This window comes from Plantibacter sp. RU18, from assembly GCF_050613355.1.
GTDB lineage: Bacteria > Actinomycetota > Actinomycetes > Actinomycetales > Microbacteriaceae > Plantibacter.
Window position 1 is genome coordinate 3596784 of record NZ_CP159618.1, and the last position, 16825, is coordinate 3613608.

Consider the following 16825-nt stretch of genomic DNA (forward strand, 5'->3'; position numbering starts at 1 on the left):
TCGGGACGGGCCCGGTACCTCAGTGCGCGACGACGGGCCAGCGGTGCGGCAGCGTGCCGCGTACCCCCGGCTCACAGCGGTACAGACGGCCGGCGGCCGGGTCTGCGTCCGCGGCATCGCTCGTGGCCGTGGTGATGTACAGCGTTGCGAGCGACTCTCCGCCGAAGGCGACACTGGTCACGAGCGGCGTCGGCAGCTCGATGGTCGTGATCAGCGTCCCGTCGAGCGCGAAACGTCGGACCGCGCCCCCGTTCCAGAACGCCGCCCACAACGTGCCATCGGCATCGAGCGTCAAGCCATCGGGGATGCCGTCGAACGCGGAGACGTCGATGGAGCCCGTCTCCTGCAGCAGCTCTCCGGTCGTGGGATCGACCGACCAGAGCGCGATGCGCCCGGTCAGCGAGTCGATGTACGCGAGCATCGACGGCGTCGGCCAGGCGAGTCCGTTCGGACATCCGAGACCCGTCAGCACCGGGACGGGCGGCCCATCACCGTCGATCCGGTAGAGCACGCCGTCGTGCGGCGGCTCTCCCGCGTCCCAGCGCATCGTCCCGGCCCACACCCGTCCTGCCGGGTCGACACCTGCATCGTTCATGCGCCGCTCGGGCGATCCGGCCTCGATCGGCGTGACGAACGTCGACGCGCCGGTCGCCGGGTCGAGGAGTTCGAGACCTGACGTCGTCGCGAGCAGCAGCCGCCCGTCGTCCGCGAGATTGACCGCGCCCGCATGCCGCTCGAGCGTTCGGCTCGTGGTCGACCCGTCAGGAGACAACCCATGCAGCACTGAACCGGTGATGTCGACCCACCAGAGGACTCCGCGGGCGGCGTCCCAGCGCGGAGATTCTCCGAGCTCGGACACGGTGCCGGACGCGAACTCGACCGGGACCGCCGGGATCATCTCCACGACAGCGCGGGTTCGCGAAAGCCGCCCGGCAGATCCTGGAACGTGACCGGCCGGAGGAAGCGATCCATCGCGTGGAGCCCGACCGACGTCGTCCCTGGCGCGCTCGTGGCAGGGTACGGTCCGCCGTGCGTCGTCGCCCTCCCGACGCGCACACCGGTCGGGAAGCCGCCGAAGAGCACCCGGCCGGCACGAAGCCGTAACCGGCGCAGCAGCGCGAGCGCGGTCTCCGGTTCGGTGTCGGACGCGTGGATGGTCGCGGTGAGACCGCCGGGAACGGTCGCCGTGAGATCGAGGAGGTCCTCGACACTCGAACACCGCACGACGACGAGAGCCGGACCGAAGAGCTCGTCGGCGATCGACGGATCTGCCCGGAGCGCGTCACTCGTCACCGTCGCGAGGAACGCCGGTACCGGAGCCTCCGGCACAGCGCGCTCGTCCGGACCGGCGAGCAGGACATCGACCGGGTTCTGCACTCGCAAGCGCTCCGCCCCGGAGACCAGCGCGTGCAGGATCCCCGGTGTCAGCAATGGTGGAGTCCTCACGGCGTCGAGCGCGGCGGACAGGCCGGCGATGACCGCCCGCCCAGCCGGATCGTCCACGAGCACGAGCAGACCCGGTTTGGTGCAGAACTGGCCACTGCCGCCCGTGACCGACTGCGACAGTCCGGAGACGAACGTCGAGCTCAGACCGTCGCCGTCGCAGGCGGCAGCGTCCTGAGCCGCCTCCGGAAGCAGGTAGAGCGCGTTGATGCCGCCAAGCTCCGCGAACACGGGGATCGGGACGGGGCGGGACGCGGCCGCCTCGACCAGCGCGAGCCCACCACGGGTCGAACCCGTGAATGCGACCGCCGCGATGCCCTCCGCGACGACGAGCGCACGCCCGATCGCGCTTCCACGGCCGTGCAGCAGGGAGAACCAACCGAGCGGCCACTGCAGATCGGCCAATACCTCGGTGACGATCTCGGCGAGCACCTGACTGGTCTCCGGGTGAGCCGGATGACCCTTCACCACCACCGGACAGCCTGCGGCGAGCGCCGCGGCCGTGTCCCCGCCGAGCACCCCGAAGGCGAACGGGAAGTTGCTGGCGCCGAACACGGCCACCGGCCCGAGCGGCACCCGGCCGAGGGCGAGCGACGGAGCTGTGGGGTCGCCCTGGTCCTCCTCCACGGCGACGCCGGACGCACCGGCCGCTGCCGCAGCGAGGAGCGCGAACTGCCCGGTCGTCCTGCTGAGCTCGGAGTGCAGGCGTTCAGGGCTGAGACCCGTCTCCGCTCCGGCGACCTCGACCAGGTGGTCCCGGTGCTCCTCGAGCGCGGCGATGACCGACCGGATGAGCGCGCCCGGGTCGAGGCGGCGCTCGCCGAGCTGTGCCAGGAGGAACGCCGATTCAGCGGCAGCGGCAGCGGACTCGGCTTCACTCGTGCTCGCGTCGGCGAAGGCTGCGGCGCGGTCCTCCCCGGTCGCGACGTCACGGCTGTGGAAGGTCGTTGCCGGCTCCGCGATGGCCGCGCGACCGGCCACGATCCCCGCGCTGACGGGCGCGTCGGCTGCGGCATCGGTCACGAGGTCACCGGGAGTGCCAGCGCAGAGCCGTCGACCGCAGCCGCTGCCCGGTCCAGCATGGCGAGACCGAGGGCTGCACGGCGCACGCGCTCCCGGGCTGTGGCGTCGAGCACGCCGGCGAGATGGCCGCCGCTCGGGTAGAGGCCGGGCGAGTTCCTCACGGCGAACTTCAAATGCACGGGAGCTGCGATCCGCACGATCTCGGGGATCTCGTAGTACCGCATCACGCCGCCGAAGTCGTCGGAGGACTCGATGTACAGGTCGAGTGGGATCGTGACCGCCGCACGGATGGCGGCGAGCGTCGGCAGGCTGAGGTCGACGGCGACGTTGAGGCTCGACGCGCCGAGCTCTTCGAGGAGCCGGGCGCCCGCGGGGTTCGAGACCGGCAACGACGCCGACACCTTGAGCACGAGGTCGGCGGGGAGGTCGCCGTTCGCCTTGAGCTTGCCGAGGACGGCGAGCTGGCCGAGGTCGGAGACGAGCACCGAGCGCAGGCCGAGCGCGCATCCGCGGACGACCTCCTCGACGCCGTACGCCAGCTGGTCGGCGCCACGAAGTGATCCGGAGACGACCGCGCCGCCCGGGCTACCGGCCTGTGCCCCGGTGTCCCATCCGGCCCGCGGTCCGACGAACAGGCACACCTCGATGTCGTGGATCCGTCCGAGCTCGACCATCCGGCTGATCTCGTCGTCGGTCAGCATCCAGATCCCGCTGCCCTGGCTGACACGGTGCACCGGTACGCCCAGCCGAGCGGCCTCGTCGATGACCGCCTCCATCGCGACCGGGCCCTCCACCGAGGGGATCTCGACGTGGAAGGCCGAGCCGTCTGCGAACCTCGTGCCGCTCGTCGGCAGGGAGTAGTCGTCTCCGCCCGGCAGGCCGAGGGATTCCAGGTAACGCTGTGCCTTCATCGGGATGACTCCTCGTCGGTTGTCGTGCGCACTGCTGGCACGGGTGTGTCTGTGTCGGATGGGTTGCTGTCGGACGGGGCCACCGTGGTACCGAGGCGATCCTCGAACGGACGCATGAACTGCATCCGTGGGACCTGATTGGCGAGCACGCCTCCGTCGACGACCAGGGACTGGCCGGTGACGTAGGACGCGGCATCCGACGCGAGGAACACGACGGGTCCGACGAGTTCCTCGGGGAGCGCGAAGCGGTTCTGGAGCGGGATGTGCTGCTGGTAGTAAGGGACGAACGCGTCCCAGTCGAGCGGGAAATCACCGGCCAGACCGGTGTCGACCATTCCCGGGCAGACCGTGTTGACGGTGATGCCGTGCACGCCGAGCTCCACCGACAGGCTGCGTGCGAGCAGCTCGAGGCCGCCCTTCGCCGCGTTGTAGGAGACGAGCCCTGGCTCTGCCTGGAGCCCGTTCTTCGAGGAGATCATGATGATCCGCCCGTGGATGCCATCGTGGACCATGTGCTCGGCGACACGCTGGCTGAGGAGGAACGGGGCGTCGAGATCGACCGCCATCGTCGCCCGCCAGGTGGCGTAGTCGATGCGGTTGAAGTGGTCCATCGTCGCAGAGCCCGCGTTGTTGACGAGGACGTCGATCGGACCGTCCGCTCGGATCTCATCGACGAAGTCTCCGAGCGACGCGGCGTCGGCCAGGTCGTGGAAGTACCAGCGCACCGCCCTCCCCGTCTCGGCGAGGGCGGTCTTGAGCTCGGCGGATGGGGTGACTCCGGGGCGTTCGGCGAGTGCCAGGTCGGCGCCGGCCCGCGCGAGGCCGAGTGCGAGCGCCCGACCGATGCCACCGGCGGCACCCGTGAGGAGCACCCGTCTGCCGAGCAGACCGAAGAGTGAGGCGGTCATCTCGGTGCTCCCATCCGGTGGGAGATCGCCTCGGCGGAGGTCATGACGAGCTCACCGACGCGCAGCACCCGTTCGAGCGGCAGGCTCATCTTGAGACCGGTGACGCTGATGCCCCCGGCACACGCACCCGTGTGGTCGATGAGCGGCGCTCCGATGCAGAGCACCCCCTCGGCATCCTCCTCGTCGTCGACCGAGAAGCCGCGGTCGCGCACCTTGGCGATGTCGCGGAGCAGTGCGTCGACCGACGTGATCGTGTACCCCGTCCGCTTCGGTAAGCCGGTCTGTTCGGCGAGATCGGTGATCTCCTCGTCCGAGTACTGACCGAGGATGGCCTTCCCGATACCCGTGCAGTGCAGTCGTTCACGACCGCCCATGTTCAGGTCGAAGCGTACGGAGTTCGGTCCGTCGACCTGGCCGAGCACGACGGCGATGCCCTGGGACATCGTCGCGACACGCGAGGACAGCCGGGTCGTCTTGGTCAGTCGCTCGAGGTGCGGCATGGCCGCGTCGAGCATCGACACGCTGCTGACCGCGCGGTGCCCGAGCCTCGCGAGACCGAGACCGAGCGTGTACCGGCGTTGGAACCCCTCGCCCGCGGATCCGACGAGGTTGCGTTCCTCGAGGGTCTGCAGGATGGCGAACGCCGTGCTCTTGGACGCTCCCAGCTCGCGGGCGACATCGCTCACCCCGAGCGGCGATTCAGCCGCTGCGAGGACCTCGAGTGCGTCGATGGCCCTCGAGATGCTGCGCAGGGTGTACTTGCCCGTGCTCGGCTCCCCCGCGGGATCCAGCAGTGCGGCCCCCGGAGCCGCTGCGTCGGTCGCGGTGATCTTCATGGTCGTCATGTCCCCCTACTTTCCCGTCCCTGCGGTGAGGCCGACCGCGATCTGCCGCTGGAAGATCAGGTACACGATGATGCAGGGGATCGCGCTGAGCAGTGATCCCGCCATCACCTGGCTGACATCGAACACACGAGTATCCTGCGCCCCGGCCATCACGACGCTGAGGGTACGCGCTCCCGGTGTCGGAAGGAACAGCAGTGCGATGAGCAGGTCGTTCCACACGCCGATGAAGGCGAGCACGCCGACCGTCACCATCGCCGGGCGGGCGAGCGGCAGGAAGATGCTCCAGAAGGCGCGAGGGTATGAGGCGCCGTCGATGATCGCCGCCTCGACGAGCTCGTCCGGGATTGCCCGGAAGAAGTTCGTGAGGATGAACGTCGCGAAGGGTATCTGGGTGGCACCGTAGAGGACTCCGACCGCCGGGATGTTCCCGATGAGACCGAGATTGCTGAAGTTGAAGTACTCGGTGATGATGAACGTCTGCCCCGGCACCAGCATGAGCACGATGATCAGCGCCATGATGGGCTGGGAACCGCGGAAGCTGAGCTTCGCGAAGCCGAAGGCCGCGAGTGTGCCGACCCCGAGGATCACGACGATCGCGATGACGCTCACCTGCAGCGAGATGAGCCCTGCCTGCGGCAACTTGCCGTTCAGCACCGCGGCCCACGCGTCAAAGGTCAGGGCGTTCGTGCCGTCCTGCTTCGTCAGGGACTTGAAGACCATGAAGCCGAGCGGAGCGATCGTCATGGCTGCGAGCGCCACGAGCACGATCCGCACGAGTCCCGTGGACAGCAGCGCCTTGAGCCGGTCGCCGACCCGTCGGGTGCCGACCTTCCGTGCTGCCGGCGAGGGTCCCGCCACGGGCGTCGGCCCGGTGGCGGTGATGGTGCTCTGGTGATCAGTCATCATCGGCTTTCACTCCGGCGCGCAAGCGCACTACTGCGAACACGAGGGACACGAGGAACAACAGGATGCCGAAGGCGGCGCCCTGGGAGAAGTGGCCGAGGCTGAACGATCGCGTGTACAGGGCGTACTCGAGCGTCGTCGTCGACACCCCCGGGCCACCGGAGGTCATCGTGTAGATGAGGGCGAAGATCTGTGTGATCGCCGCCGCCATCGTCACGATGAGGGACAACTCGATGTACCGGCGAACCTGCGGGATGACGATGTTGGTGAACATCTTCACGCCGTGGGCCCCATCCAGCCGCGCCGCCTCGGTGACCGACTGGTCGGCCGTCGTCATCCCGGTGAACAGGAGGACGACGTTGATGCCGAAGTAGGACCAGTTGAAGACGAGGATGATGCTGAGCAGCGCCGACGTCTCACCGCCCAGCCAGTCCTGACTGAGCAGCCCGAGCCCGACCACGTCGAGCAGCCCGTTGATCGGGCCGCGCCCGGACAGCAGGTAGGCGAAGGTGATGCCGATGACCACCCAGGAGAGCGCGATCGGCAGGAAGTAGATGCCGCGGAACCACGCGCGTCCCCAGGTGCTGTTGGCCAGGAGGTTCGCGACGACGACCGAGAGCGCCACTCCGAACGGAACTGAGATCACGACGCACAGGCTGTTGAACGTGATGCGCCCGAAGTCCGGCGACAGGAAGATGCCGTTGATGTAGTTGTCGAGACCGACCCAGGTGGCGCTGCGGCCGTTCCAGTCGGTGAAGCTGTAGTACAGGCCCTGGAGGCTCGGCAGGATAATGAGCAGCGCCACGAGCACGAGCGCCGGGAGGACGAAGATCCGTCCCCAGTACTGGCGTTGACGGATCACCGACTGGCGTCGATGGACACCGGGTGGGCGGCCTGCCCGCGACCGCCGCCGTGCCACGGTGGGCCCGGCCGTCGCACGGCGGAGGTCGAGAGACATGACCGGTGGCCTACTTTCCGGACAGGTTGTAGGTGACGCGGTCGCCGGCCGGCACCGCGGCCGTGGCCTCGTCGACCTTCTTGAGCGCCTCTTCGGCGGTGAGCTGGCCCGCCATGACCTGGTTGAGCGAGGAACGCAGTGCCGTGGTGACCGACGCGTCGAGGAAGTTGTCGATCATCGGGACGACGTCCCACTTGCCCGCGACCGAGTTCGCGAGGATCTCCTGGTTGACCGGGCTGTCCGACTCGATACCGGTGCGAGCGGGTACCCCGCCGGCGGCGGCGATGATCTTCTGACCGGCCTCCGAGATGGAGTACGCGGCGAAGGCTGCAGCGGTCGTCGCGTTCTTGGAGTCCTTGGAGACCGAGAGACCGGAGTCCTGCAGCCGGACGAGGAGGTCCATCGGGTCGTCGCTGAACGGGGTCGGAGCCGCGTGCACCGAGGTGCCGAGGCCGTCGGAGGCCCAGCTGGCATCCCAGCTACCCGTCATGTACATCGCCGTCTTCCCGGCGAGGAAGTCGGTCCGGACGTCACGCCAGGTGAGCACGTCCGGGTTGGTGAAGCCCTGCGTCTGCAACTCGCCCCACTTCGTGACCTGGCTGACGAGCGCCTTGCTGTCGTACTTCTTCGTTCCGTCGATCAGGCCGTCCCAACCGTCGAGACCGACCGCGGCACCCGACATGTAGCTGAAGTCCTGGTACGCGTCGAAACCACCGGCACCGGTGTCGCTGCCGTAGCCGATGCACAGGAAGCCGGCCGCCGTGATCTTCTTGCAGGCGTCGTCGACCTCGGCCCAGTCCGTCGGGAACTTCGTCACGCCGGCCTTGTCGAGGATGTCCTGGTTGTAGAGGGTGTAGTACATGTTGCTGACGAGCGGGACACCGTAGACCGGGTTGTCGAGGTTCGACTTCTCGGCGAAGAACTGACCCTGCACCGCTTCGAACTCGGAGCGTTCGATGTAGTCGCTCAGGTCGAGCGAGTAGTCGGAGAACTGGTGCTGGTAGCCGCCCGGGAACATCTGGAAGATGTCGGGGCCCTGACCGGACGTCAATGCGGCGCGGAGCAGGGCGAAGTACTGGTCGCCGGGCTCTTCGATCACGTTGACCTTCGTGCCTGCGTTCTCCTTCTCGAAGCCCTCGATGAGCTTCGTGATGCTGGGTTGGACCTTGCCGTAGCTCCAGAGCGTGACCTCCCCGGCCACTTTGCCGGAGTCTGCTGCTTGGGGTTCTGCGGAGGAGCAGCCTGCGAGGAGCAGGCCGGAAACGGCGACGACTGCGACTGCAGCCCCGAATCTGAACGTCATTGTGGTTCCTCTCGATGATGTGGCGCCCGTCGACAGGCTCAGGGACCTGGGTCCGGTCACGGAGCCTGTCGACGTGCGGGTGGTGGGGGAATGCGGGTGTTGTTCAAGCGGGTGGTGCGGTCAGGCGAATCTGGATTCCCGGGAGGGGTCGACCCCGATCCCCCCGGTGAAGAAGCGTGGGTTCGGTACGTGCACCCAGGCGCCGTTCTGTGCGATCGACAGCTCCGAGAGCATCCCGGGGAGGGTCATGTCGAGCGCCGCGTACACGTCGATCTCCGGAGTGCTCCCCGTCAGGATCGACTCGATGAAGTCGCGCACCGGCCAGGCGTCGGAACCCCAGTGGGTGTCCTTCGACCCCGGCTGGTTGTAGCGACTCGGCAGGTAGCGGTCCGCGAACTTCTCGAGCGGTTCCCAGACCCCGTTCGGCGAGCGACCGTTGAGGTACACGACTGCCTCCGAGTTCGGCGTCCTCGCCGCCTCGTAAGCCCCGTCGGTCCCTTGGAGGGCGTAGTACGCGTACAGTTCTGGGCGGTTGGAGAGCAGGTCGAAGCGGAGCCGCAGCAGTCGGCCCTTGAGCGTCCGCGCCAGGAGGATGGTGGTGTCCTGCAGTTCGTGCTCCGGATCGGTGTGTCGACCGGTGCCGACGCAGCTGACGGAGATCACACGATCGTCGAACCACTGGAGCAGCGGACCGAGGCTGTGCGTGGGGTAGGTGATGCCGTCGCGGCCCACCTGCCAGTAGTAGCGCCACGTCTTCTCCCCGGTGGGGGTCGTGTGCCAGGTCTTCATCTCGTGGAGGTACTCGCCCTCGCCGTAGTACAGATCGCCGAACGCACCTTCGCGCACCATCTCGCGGACGATGAGGTTCTCGCGGATGTAGCCGTAGTTCTCGGACATCATGTATTGCGCCTTCGAGCCACGGACCGCGGCGACGAGGGCGTTCGCCTGCTCCACGCTGACGGCCGCCGGCACCTCGCTGAGCACGTGGATGTCCCGCGCGAGCGCTGCAACAGCCTGCGGCGTGTGGTGCTGCTGCGGTGAGGCGAGGATCACGAGGTCGACACGGTCGAGCAGTTCGTCGAAGCTCTCGCAGATGTGCTCGACCTGGTTCGTCGCCGCGAACGCCTCACGCGCGGCGGGGATCGGGTCGTAGACGGCGACGAGCTCGGCGCGATGTGCTTCCTCGCGCAGGCCGGCGATGAACCCGCCTCCCCGGACGGCTCCGGCGATGCCGACTCTGAGTTTGGGCTGCTCTGACACGGAGGTGGTTCCTTTCGAGACGAGGTGGTCGGTCATCGCTTGGCGGCGAACAGGGTCGGCAGGAGCGCGGACCAGGCGCTGCGTTCGGTGTCCGAACGGTACGTCGGGACGAACCCGAGACGCAGGTACGTGATGACCGCGGGGATCCGGAAGTCATCGGTCTCGAGCACTGTCGTAGAGAGCCCGCGCTCGGCGAAGCCCTGCATGCAACGTGCGGTGAGGATCGCACCGATCCGCTTGCCGCGTGCCCGGTCGAGCACGCCCACGTAGTGCACGTAGCCCGCGTCCGGGTAGGTCTCCGGCATGATGCGCTCGGACGCGGTGCCGAAGATTCCCTGCTCGTCCTCGACGACCCACACGGCTGCGACGTCCTGCGCCTCGAAGAACTCCGATCGGACGCGCTGCGCGTCCCACGGTTCCTCGAAGCTCTCGCCGAGCACGACCGCGATGGCAGAGGCATCGGCGACAGTGGCGGCACGGAGCACCAGGCCGGTCGCCAGGGGCTCCGGCGTGACGGTGGCGGGCGGCCCCGGGTGGGTCATGAACAGCTGCGTCACTGGTGCCTCCTTCGGCGAGACCGATCGTGTGCGGTCGGTTGAGTGTATGAACGGATTCGGGAAAAGAAAACGCCGTTCTGCTGAGACGAACATCTCGCGGATCGTCGTCACGATCGTTCTGCACCCACGAACACATTTCGCCGTTTCGGAACCAGTGCTTAGTCTCTGACTGTGCCGACGACGCCTCCCCCCACCTCTGTCACTGCCACCTCGCCTCGCTATTCGCTCCCCGGATGGACAGGCTCGATCGGTGTTGCCCGCAGCGACATCACGGCGCCGATCGGCATCCGGATGCGGAACTGGGGCTACGGCGACGCCGATCTGAGCACCGGCGTGCACGGAGGGCTCACGCTCACTGCCCTCGCGTTGCGCGACTCGGAGTCCTCCGGCACATCCGACGCATCCCTCGTCATCACCGCCGACCTCGGCTGGTGGCGGACGATGGAGGACGAGGGACAGGTCCGCGGCGCCGTGCTCGATGCGACGGGGCTGGCGGCTGATCGGGTGCTCCTGCACCTGACGCATACGCACGCCGGCCCGTCGATCTGCCGCGAGGACGCCGATCTGCTGGGCGGCGAGCCCGTCCCCGGGTATCTCGACGCGCTCGCCGCCGCAGCGGCCGATGCCGCCGGGCGGGCGATCGCCGACCTCCAACGCGCCGACCTCGTCTGGAGCGCCGGCACACATGGCCTCGCTGCGGTGAGGGACCTCACGCACGACGGCCAGGCGCTCCTCGGCTTCGATCCGGAGCAGGATCCGGACCAGACGCTCATCGTCGGTCGCGCGAGCCGCTCGGACGGCACACTGCTCGCGACGATCGTCAACTACGCCTGCCACCCCACGACGCTCGGCTACGACAACAGTCACCTGTCTCCCGATTACGTCGGCCCGATGCGCGACGTGGTCGAATCCCACACCGGCGCACCATGCGTGTTCCTGCAGGGCGCCAGCGGTGAGCTCGGCCCGCGCCAGCAATACAGCGGCGAGCTCGAGCTCGCCGACCGACACGGAGCCTCGCTCGGGCACGCGGTCCTCGGCGTCCTCCTCGCGATGCCCGCCCCTGGAACCGACCTCGAACTCGACGACATCATCCAGTCCGGCGCTCCACTCGCCATCTGGGATCCGGTGCCCGCCTCCTGGGACGGGACCGCATCCCGGCTGCACCGAGAGGTCCCGGTCGAGGTCAAGGCCCTCCCGCCCATCGAGGACCTCGAACGGGACTGGGCGGACATCGATCCGCGCAGCCGCGCCGAGCGGTTGCGACGGGCGACCCGCCTGCGACGCACCTACGCGGACATGGGGAAGCCGGTCCATCCACTGTGGGTCTGGCGGTTCGGCGACGCCGTGTTCGTCGCCCACCCCGGCGAGGCGTACTCGGCGTTGCAGTCCACACTCCGGGCACGGTTCCCCGACACGACGATCGTCGTGATGAACCTGACCAACGGACCGGGCTGGGTCTACCTGCCACCGGAGCACGCCTACCACGAGGACCGCTACCAGGCCTGGCAGACAGTGCTGCAGGCGGGTTCACTCGAACGCCTCATCGCCGCGGCCGACGCGGCGATCGTCGAACTCGGCTTCACCGCGACGGCGGAGGTGGCCTCGTGAGCGACCTGCGATCACGCGCCTGGTTCGACGGCGACGACGAGGTCGCACTCGCCCACCGGGTCGCAGTGCGGATGGGCGGCGGCGAGATCGAGCGCGGCGAGCGCCGTCCCATCGTCGCGATCATCGACACCAGCAGCGACGCCAACCCGTGCAACCTCCCGCTGCGCGAGCTCGCCGAGCATGTGCGCCGGGGTGTGAGTGAGGCCGGGGGCACCGCGATGGTCATGCCGGCGATGTCGCTCGGCGAGGACCTCATGAAACCGAGCGCGATGCTGTACCGCAACCTGCTCTCGATCGAGGTCGAGGAGCTGCTGCGGGCCAACCCGATCGACGGCGTCGTCCTGCTCACCAACTGCGACAAGACCACACCCGGCGCACTCATGGGGGCGATCAGCTCCGATCTGCCGACCATCCAGATCGTCGGCGGCAACCGCCCGGCACCGATCTTCGACGGGCGGGAGCTCGGGACCGGCACCGACCTGTGGCGCGAGATGGACAGATACCGGAGCGGCGAGATCGACAGTGCAGAGTGGCGCAGGTTCGAAGCCTGCTACGCCTGCGGCACCGGCTCCTGCAACACCGCCGGGACCGCGTCGTCGATGGCGATGGTGGTCGAGGCCCTCGGGTTCACGCTCCCTGGTGCCGCGACCGTGCAGGCTGGGAAGGGCCCGAGTCGGGACCTCTCCCACGAGAGCGGCAAACGAATCGTCGGCATGATCGACGAGGGGCTGACGCCGTCGAAGATCCTCACGCCCGCATCGTTCCGGAACGCCGCGCGCGTCCTGCAATCGGTCGGCGGCTCGACCAACGCCGTCATCCATCTGGCAGCGATCGCCGGACGGGCGGGCATCACCTTCGGGCCGAGGGACGTCGCTGCAGCTGGCGACGGGATCCCGGTCATCGCCGACGTCCAGCCGTGCGGCAGCGGCCTCATGCGCGAGCTCGATCTGGCCGGCGGCGTGCCGTCGCTGGTGTTCGCGCTCGGCGACGCGATCGAGACCGAACCGCTCACCTGCACCGGGCTCCCGCTCGTCGCCGCTGCTCGACCGCCGCTCGCCGACAATGCACGCACACGAGCCATCCGCGAGCTCTCGGACCCCGTCGTCGCGGGACCGGCGATCCGTGCCGTCGCGGGCTCACTGGCGCCCGGGACCGCGGTGCTGAAGGCAGCGGCGTCCGACCCGGCGCTGTGGCGGCATCGCGGGCCGGCACTCGTCTTCCACGGCTACGAGGAGATGCGTGAGCGGACGCAGGACATCGACCTCGACGTCACCGCCGAGCACGTCCTCGTGCTGAGCGGGTGCGGGCCCGTCGGTGTCCCCGGGATGCCGGAGTGGGGCATGATCCCGATCCCCCGCCGGCTGCTGGAGGAGGGCGTGACCGACATGGTCCGCATCAGCGACGCACGCATGAGCGGCACGAGCTTCGGCACTGTGTTCCTCCACGCCTCTCCCGAAGGGGCTGTCGGCGGTCCGATCGCGCTCGTGCGCGACGGGGACATGATCAGTGTCGATGTGGAGGCAGGCACCCTGGAGCTGGAGGTGTCACCCGAGGAGCTGGACCGCCGACGCAGCGAGTGGCGACCACCGGTGTCCGAGCACGTGCGCGGCTGGCCGTTGCTCTATCAGCGACACGTCGAGCAGGCGGACGTCGGTGCAGATCTCGACTTCCTCACCGCGCCGACCGCCGCGCATCGCCGACGAGTGGACCCGGTCGTCGGTCGCTCCTGAGCGCCACGCCCCTCGACACGCTCGGGACCGGGACCAACCCGCTCGGGGACCGGAGGGATCTGGTCACTGAGCCTGTCGACGTGGTCAGCCGCTGACGACGGTCCGGCCCTCGAACGCGCGACCGAGGGTGACCTCGTCGGCGTACTCGAGGTCGCCGCCGACGGGGAGGCCGGAGGCGAGACGCGTGATGCGGATGCCCATGGGCACGAGGAGGCGGCTGAGGTAGGTCGCCGTCGCCTCGCCCTCCAGGTTCGGGTCGGTCGCGAGGATGACCTCGGTGACCGTGCCGTCCGCCAGGCGCTGCATGAGTCGGCGGATGTTGAGGTCGTCGGGGCCGATGCCGTCGATGGGGCTGATGGCGCCGCCGAGCACGTGGTAGAAGCCACGGAACTCGCGGGTGCGCTCGATCGCGACGACGTCCTTCGGCTCCTCGACGACGCAGATCGACGCCGGGTTGCGACGTGGGTCGCGGCACACGCTGCACAGGTTCTGCTCGGAGATGTTGCCGCAGATCTCGCAGAACTTCACCTTCTCGCGGACGACGGTGAGCAGCTCCGCCAGCTTCGAGACGTCGAAGGTCTCCGTCTGGAGGATGTGGAACGCGATGCGCTGCGCAGACTTCGGGCCGATGCCCGGCAAACGACCGAACTCGTCGATCAGGTCTTGGACGATTCCTTCGTACATGGCTTATCGCCCTCCGGAGCGCGGCTCGTGCGGCTGCTCCTCGATGAATGTCGCGCCGAGGAGCTCACGGACGACGCTCTCGCCGTACCGGTTGTCTCCTGCGGGGTGCGATGTCGGCACAGGCGGCGCCTGGCGCTGCTTCGTCGGCGGTTGCCGACGATCGGGGGCCGGACCCGCTGCGGGGGCTGCGCTCTGCGACGGTGAGGAAGCAGGCGCGGCTTGGCTCGGACGCCCTGCAGACGGAGCCGACTCGAACGGATCCGGGTAGGGCGGCTCGTCGTCCGGCGGCGGTGCGTCGTCGTCCGTGGGGATGCTGGCGACGTCCCACGTGACGGTGCGGGAGCCGAGGGCATCGCTGGCGGCCGGACCCCGCGCGGGCGCCTGCTGACGCGACGGCACGGACTGCGATCGGGATGGAACGGAGGGCGCGGCGGCGGGAGTCTGCGCCGGCGGCGCGGTGGGCCCGTCGACAGACTCGGGGACCGGGGCAGGCACCGGGGCCGACGCAGGCTCAGGGACCGGGGCAGGCTCGGGAGTCGGCGCTGGTGTGGAAGCCGCCGCGGGGGTGGCAGGCTCGGCGGTGGCAGGCTCGGGGACGGAAGCGGCTTCTGGCGTCGTCGGCGCCTGATGCGATGCCGGGGGCAGATCCTCGACCGGCGCGGAAACAGGTGCGCCTCTGGCCGGGGCGACGGTCGGCCATGACGCGCGACCGCCGGGGGCGGGCTGCTCCTCGACGGGCTCGAGGACTGCAGCAGCGGGCCCGGGAGCCGAAGACCCGGGAGCCGAGGACGCGGGAGCCGAGGACGACGGAGCCTGCGCGGGAGCCGGAACAGTCTGCGGCAGGCTCGGTGTCGACCACGCCGATGACTCGGCCGTCACCGACCCGACGGGAGGCGGCGCGCTGCGGCCCGAACCGTCGTCGGCTCCGGCCACCTTCGCGAGGTACTTCACGCGCACACCCAGGACGTCGAGGACCGCGGTGCGGAGCACCTCGGCGACACCGGTACCGGGTGCGTGCCTCGCCTTGAAATCGGCGAGGTCGCTGTTGTTCGCGAAGACGAGCGTGAGGACCTCGTCGTCGGAGTAGCCACCGACCTGCGTGTTCAGGACGATCATCCACGCCTTGCGGTCGGCCTTCTCCACGCGCGCCACGACCTCGGGCCAGGCGTCGCGCACGAGCTGCAACGTCACGGGGCCGACCCTCGGAGCCGGAGCGGGCAGTACCGCTGCTGCAGGAGCCGTAAGGGTCTGTGCCGCCTGGCCCGCGACAGGCTGTGGGGACGAGGAAGTGCGCCCCTCGACACGCTCGGGGACCGGATGCTCGGTGACCCGAGACGCAGGAGCCGATGACGCAGGAGCCGATGACGCGGGAGCCGATGAGGCAGGGGCCGACGACGACGGCACCGAAGGCGCAGCCGCTGACGCCCCGGCGGCAGATGGGCTCGCACCCTCGACCCCGATACGCCGTTCGAGTCGTTCGACGCGAGCGAGCGCTCCGCGCGCCGAGTCGTCGGCAGCCGGCACGAGGATGCGCGCCATCATGAGTTCGAGGTGCAGGCGGGGAGAGGTGGCGCCCGTCATCTGCGTGAGCGCCTCGTTCACGACGTCGGCCGTGCGGGAGAGCTCGGCGATCCCGAAGGCACGAGCCTGGGCCAGCATCTTGTCGAGTTCGTCCTGTGGGAGCCCGCGCAGCACCGCGGCGGCGTTCTCTCCGGTGGCCGCGACGACGATGAGGTCGCGCAGGCGTTCGAGCAGGTCGTCGACGAAGCGACGTGGGTCCTGGCCGGTCTGGATGACGCGGTCGACGGTGCTGAAGGCCGCTCCGGAATCACGAGCGGCGAGGGCTTCGACCACTTCGTCGAGGAGGGCCGTGTGGGTGTAGCCGAGCAGGGCGACGGCGCGCTCGTAGTCGACCGAGTCTCCCTCGGAACCTGCCATGAGCTGGTCGAGCAGGGAAAGGGTGTCGCGGGCGGAACCGCCGCCGGCACGGACGACGAGCGGCAGCACACCGGCCTCGACACCGACATGCTCGCTGTCGCACAGCTGCTGGACGTAGTCGAGCATCTGTGCCGGTGGGATGAGCCGGAACGGGTAGTGATGGGTACGCGAGCGGATCGTGCCGATCACCTTGTCGGGTTCGGTCGTCGCGAAGATGAACTTCACGTGCTCCGGTGGTTCCTCGACGATCTTCAGCAGGGCGTTGAAGCCCTGCGGTGTGACCATGTGCGCTTCGTCGAGGATGAAGATCTTGAAGCGGTCGCGGGCGGGGGCGAAGATGGCGCGCTCGCGGAGGTCGCGGGCGTCGTCGACGCCGTTGTGGCTCGCCGCGTCGATCTCGACGACGTCGAGCGAACCGGAGCCGTCCCGGGAGAGTTCGACACAGCTCGGGCACACACCGCACGGGGTGTCCGTCGGGCCCTCTGCGCAGTTGAGGCAACGTGCCAGGATGCGGGCAGACGTCGTCTTGCCGCAGCCGCGCGGACCGCTGAAGAGGTAGGCGTGATTGACCCGGTTGGTGCGCAAGGCCGTCATGAGGGGATCGGTCACCTGAGCCTGACCGATCAAGTCGGCGAACGTCTCGGGCCGATACCGGCGATACAGAGCAGTGACCACGGACCAATGGTAGCCGTCGCCCCTGACATCGGTGCCCTGCCCCTTCGCTCGCCCATTGTTGGGCGAACGAACGTTCCCT

Annotated in this window: 14 protein-coding genes; 2 read left to right on the forward strand and 12 right to left on the reverse strand. The window is 69.0% G+C overall.

The genetic code is table 11. From position 1 onward, the window contains the following. Positions 1-19 precede the first annotated feature (19 nt). From ABMA10_RS17230 to ABMA10_RS17275, 10 genes are all read right to left on the reverse strand, one after another. Positions 20-898, reverse strand: a complete 879-nt coding sequence (locus ABMA10_RS17230) for an SMP-30/gluconolactonase/LRE family protein (RefSeq protein WP_347869384.1) — start codon at positions 896-898, stop codon at positions 20-22. Further along, positions 895-2466 (reverse strand): aldehyde dehydrogenase family protein, encoded by a 1572-nt coding sequence (locus ABMA10_RS17235; RefSeq protein WP_347869377.1) that lies wholly within the window; start codon positions 2464-2466, stop codon positions 895-897. The genes ABMA10_RS17230 and ABMA10_RS17235 overlap by 4 nt, the downstream gene beginning before the upstream one ends. Continuing rightward, complete coding sequence (locus tag ABMA10_RS17240; RefSeq protein WP_347869376.1) at positions 2463-3377, reverse strand: hypothetical protein; 915 nt, start codon at positions 3375-3377, stop codon at positions 2463-2465. The genes ABMA10_RS17235 and ABMA10_RS17240 overlap by 4 nt, the downstream gene beginning before the upstream one ends. Continuing rightward, positions 3374-4285 (reverse strand): SDR family NAD(P)-dependent oxidoreductase, encoded by a 912-nt coding sequence (locus tag ABMA10_RS17245; protein WP_347869375.1) that lies wholly within the window; start codon positions 4283-4285, stop codon positions 3374-3376. Before ABMA10_RS17245 ends, ABMA10_RS17240 begins: the two co-directional genes overlap by 4 nt. Further along, positions 4282-5130, reverse strand: a complete 849-nt coding sequence (locus tag ABMA10_RS17250; protein ID WP_347869374.1) for an IclR family transcriptional regulator — start codon at positions 5128-5130, stop codon at positions 4282-4284. Before ABMA10_RS17250 ends, ABMA10_RS17245 begins: the two co-directional genes overlap by 4 nt. A 6-nt stretch (positions 5131-5136) precedes the next feature. After that, positions 5137-6036 carry a carbohydrate ABC transporter permease gene (locus ABMA10_RS17255; RefSeq protein ID WP_347869373.1) on the reverse strand — a complete coding sequence of 300 codons (900 nt, stop codon included), beginning with the start codon at positions 6034-6036 and terminating at the stop codon, positions 5137-5139. Next, a complete protein-coding gene (locus tag ABMA10_RS17260; RefSeq protein ID WP_347869372.1) occupies positions 6026-6991 on the reverse strand; it encodes a carbohydrate ABC transporter permease in 966 nt (321 codons plus the stop codon). The genes ABMA10_RS17255 and ABMA10_RS17260 overlap by 11 nt, the downstream gene beginning before the upstream one ends. Before the next feature lie 10 nt (positions 6992-7001). Further along, on the reverse strand, positions 7002-8294 hold the full coding sequence (locus ABMA10_RS17265; RefSeq protein WP_347869371.1) for an ABC transporter substrate-binding protein: 1293 nt from the start codon (positions 8292-8294) through the stop codon (positions 7002-7004). A gap of 120 nt (positions 8295-8414) precedes the next feature. Beyond that, a complete protein-coding gene (locus ABMA10_RS17270; RefSeq protein ID WP_347869370.1) occupies positions 8415-9554 on the reverse strand; it encodes a Gfo/Idh/MocA family protein in 1140 nt (379 codons plus the stop codon). Between the two features lie 32 nt (positions 9555-9586). After that, the gene (locus ABMA10_RS17275) at positions 9587-10111 is read right to left on the reverse strand and encodes a GNAT family N-acetyltransferase (protein WP_347869369.1); all 525 of its coding nucleotides are present in this window, start codon (positions 10109-10111) and stop codon (positions 9587-9589) included. A 171-nt stretch (positions 10112-10282) separates the two neighbouring features. Between ABMA10_RS17275 and ABMA10_RS17280 the strand changes: the two genes are divergently transcribed. Beyond that, positions 10283-11719 (forward strand): hypothetical protein, encoded by a 1437-nt coding sequence (locus ABMA10_RS17280; RefSeq protein WP_347869368.1) that lies wholly within the window; start codon positions 10283-10285, stop codon positions 11717-11719. After that, a complete protein-coding gene (locus tag ABMA10_RS17285; protein WP_347869367.1) occupies positions 11716-13449 on the forward strand; it encodes a dihydroxy-acid dehydratase in 1734 nt (577 codons plus the stop codon). Before ABMA10_RS17280 ends, ABMA10_RS17285 begins: the two co-directional genes overlap by 4 nt. An 84-nt stretch (positions 13450-13533) precedes the next feature. Here ABMA10_RS17285 and recR read toward each other — a convergent pair whose 3' ends face one another. Both recR and ABMA10_RS17295 read right to left on the reverse strand, forming a co-directional pair. Then, positions 13534-14133, reverse strand: coding sequence for a recombination mediator RecR (gene recR / locus ABMA10_RS17290; protein WP_347869366.1), 600 nt, complete (start codon positions 14131-14133; stop codon positions 13534-13536). Positions 14134-14136: 3 nt separating this feature from the next. After that, positions 14137-16746 carry a DNA polymerase III subunit gamma and tau gene (locus ABMA10_RS17295; RefSeq protein WP_347869365.1) on the reverse strand — a complete coding sequence of 870 codons (2610 nt, stop codon included), beginning with the start codon at positions 16744-16746 and terminating at the stop codon, positions 14137-14139. Between the last annotated feature and the right edge of the window lie 79 nt (positions 16747-16825).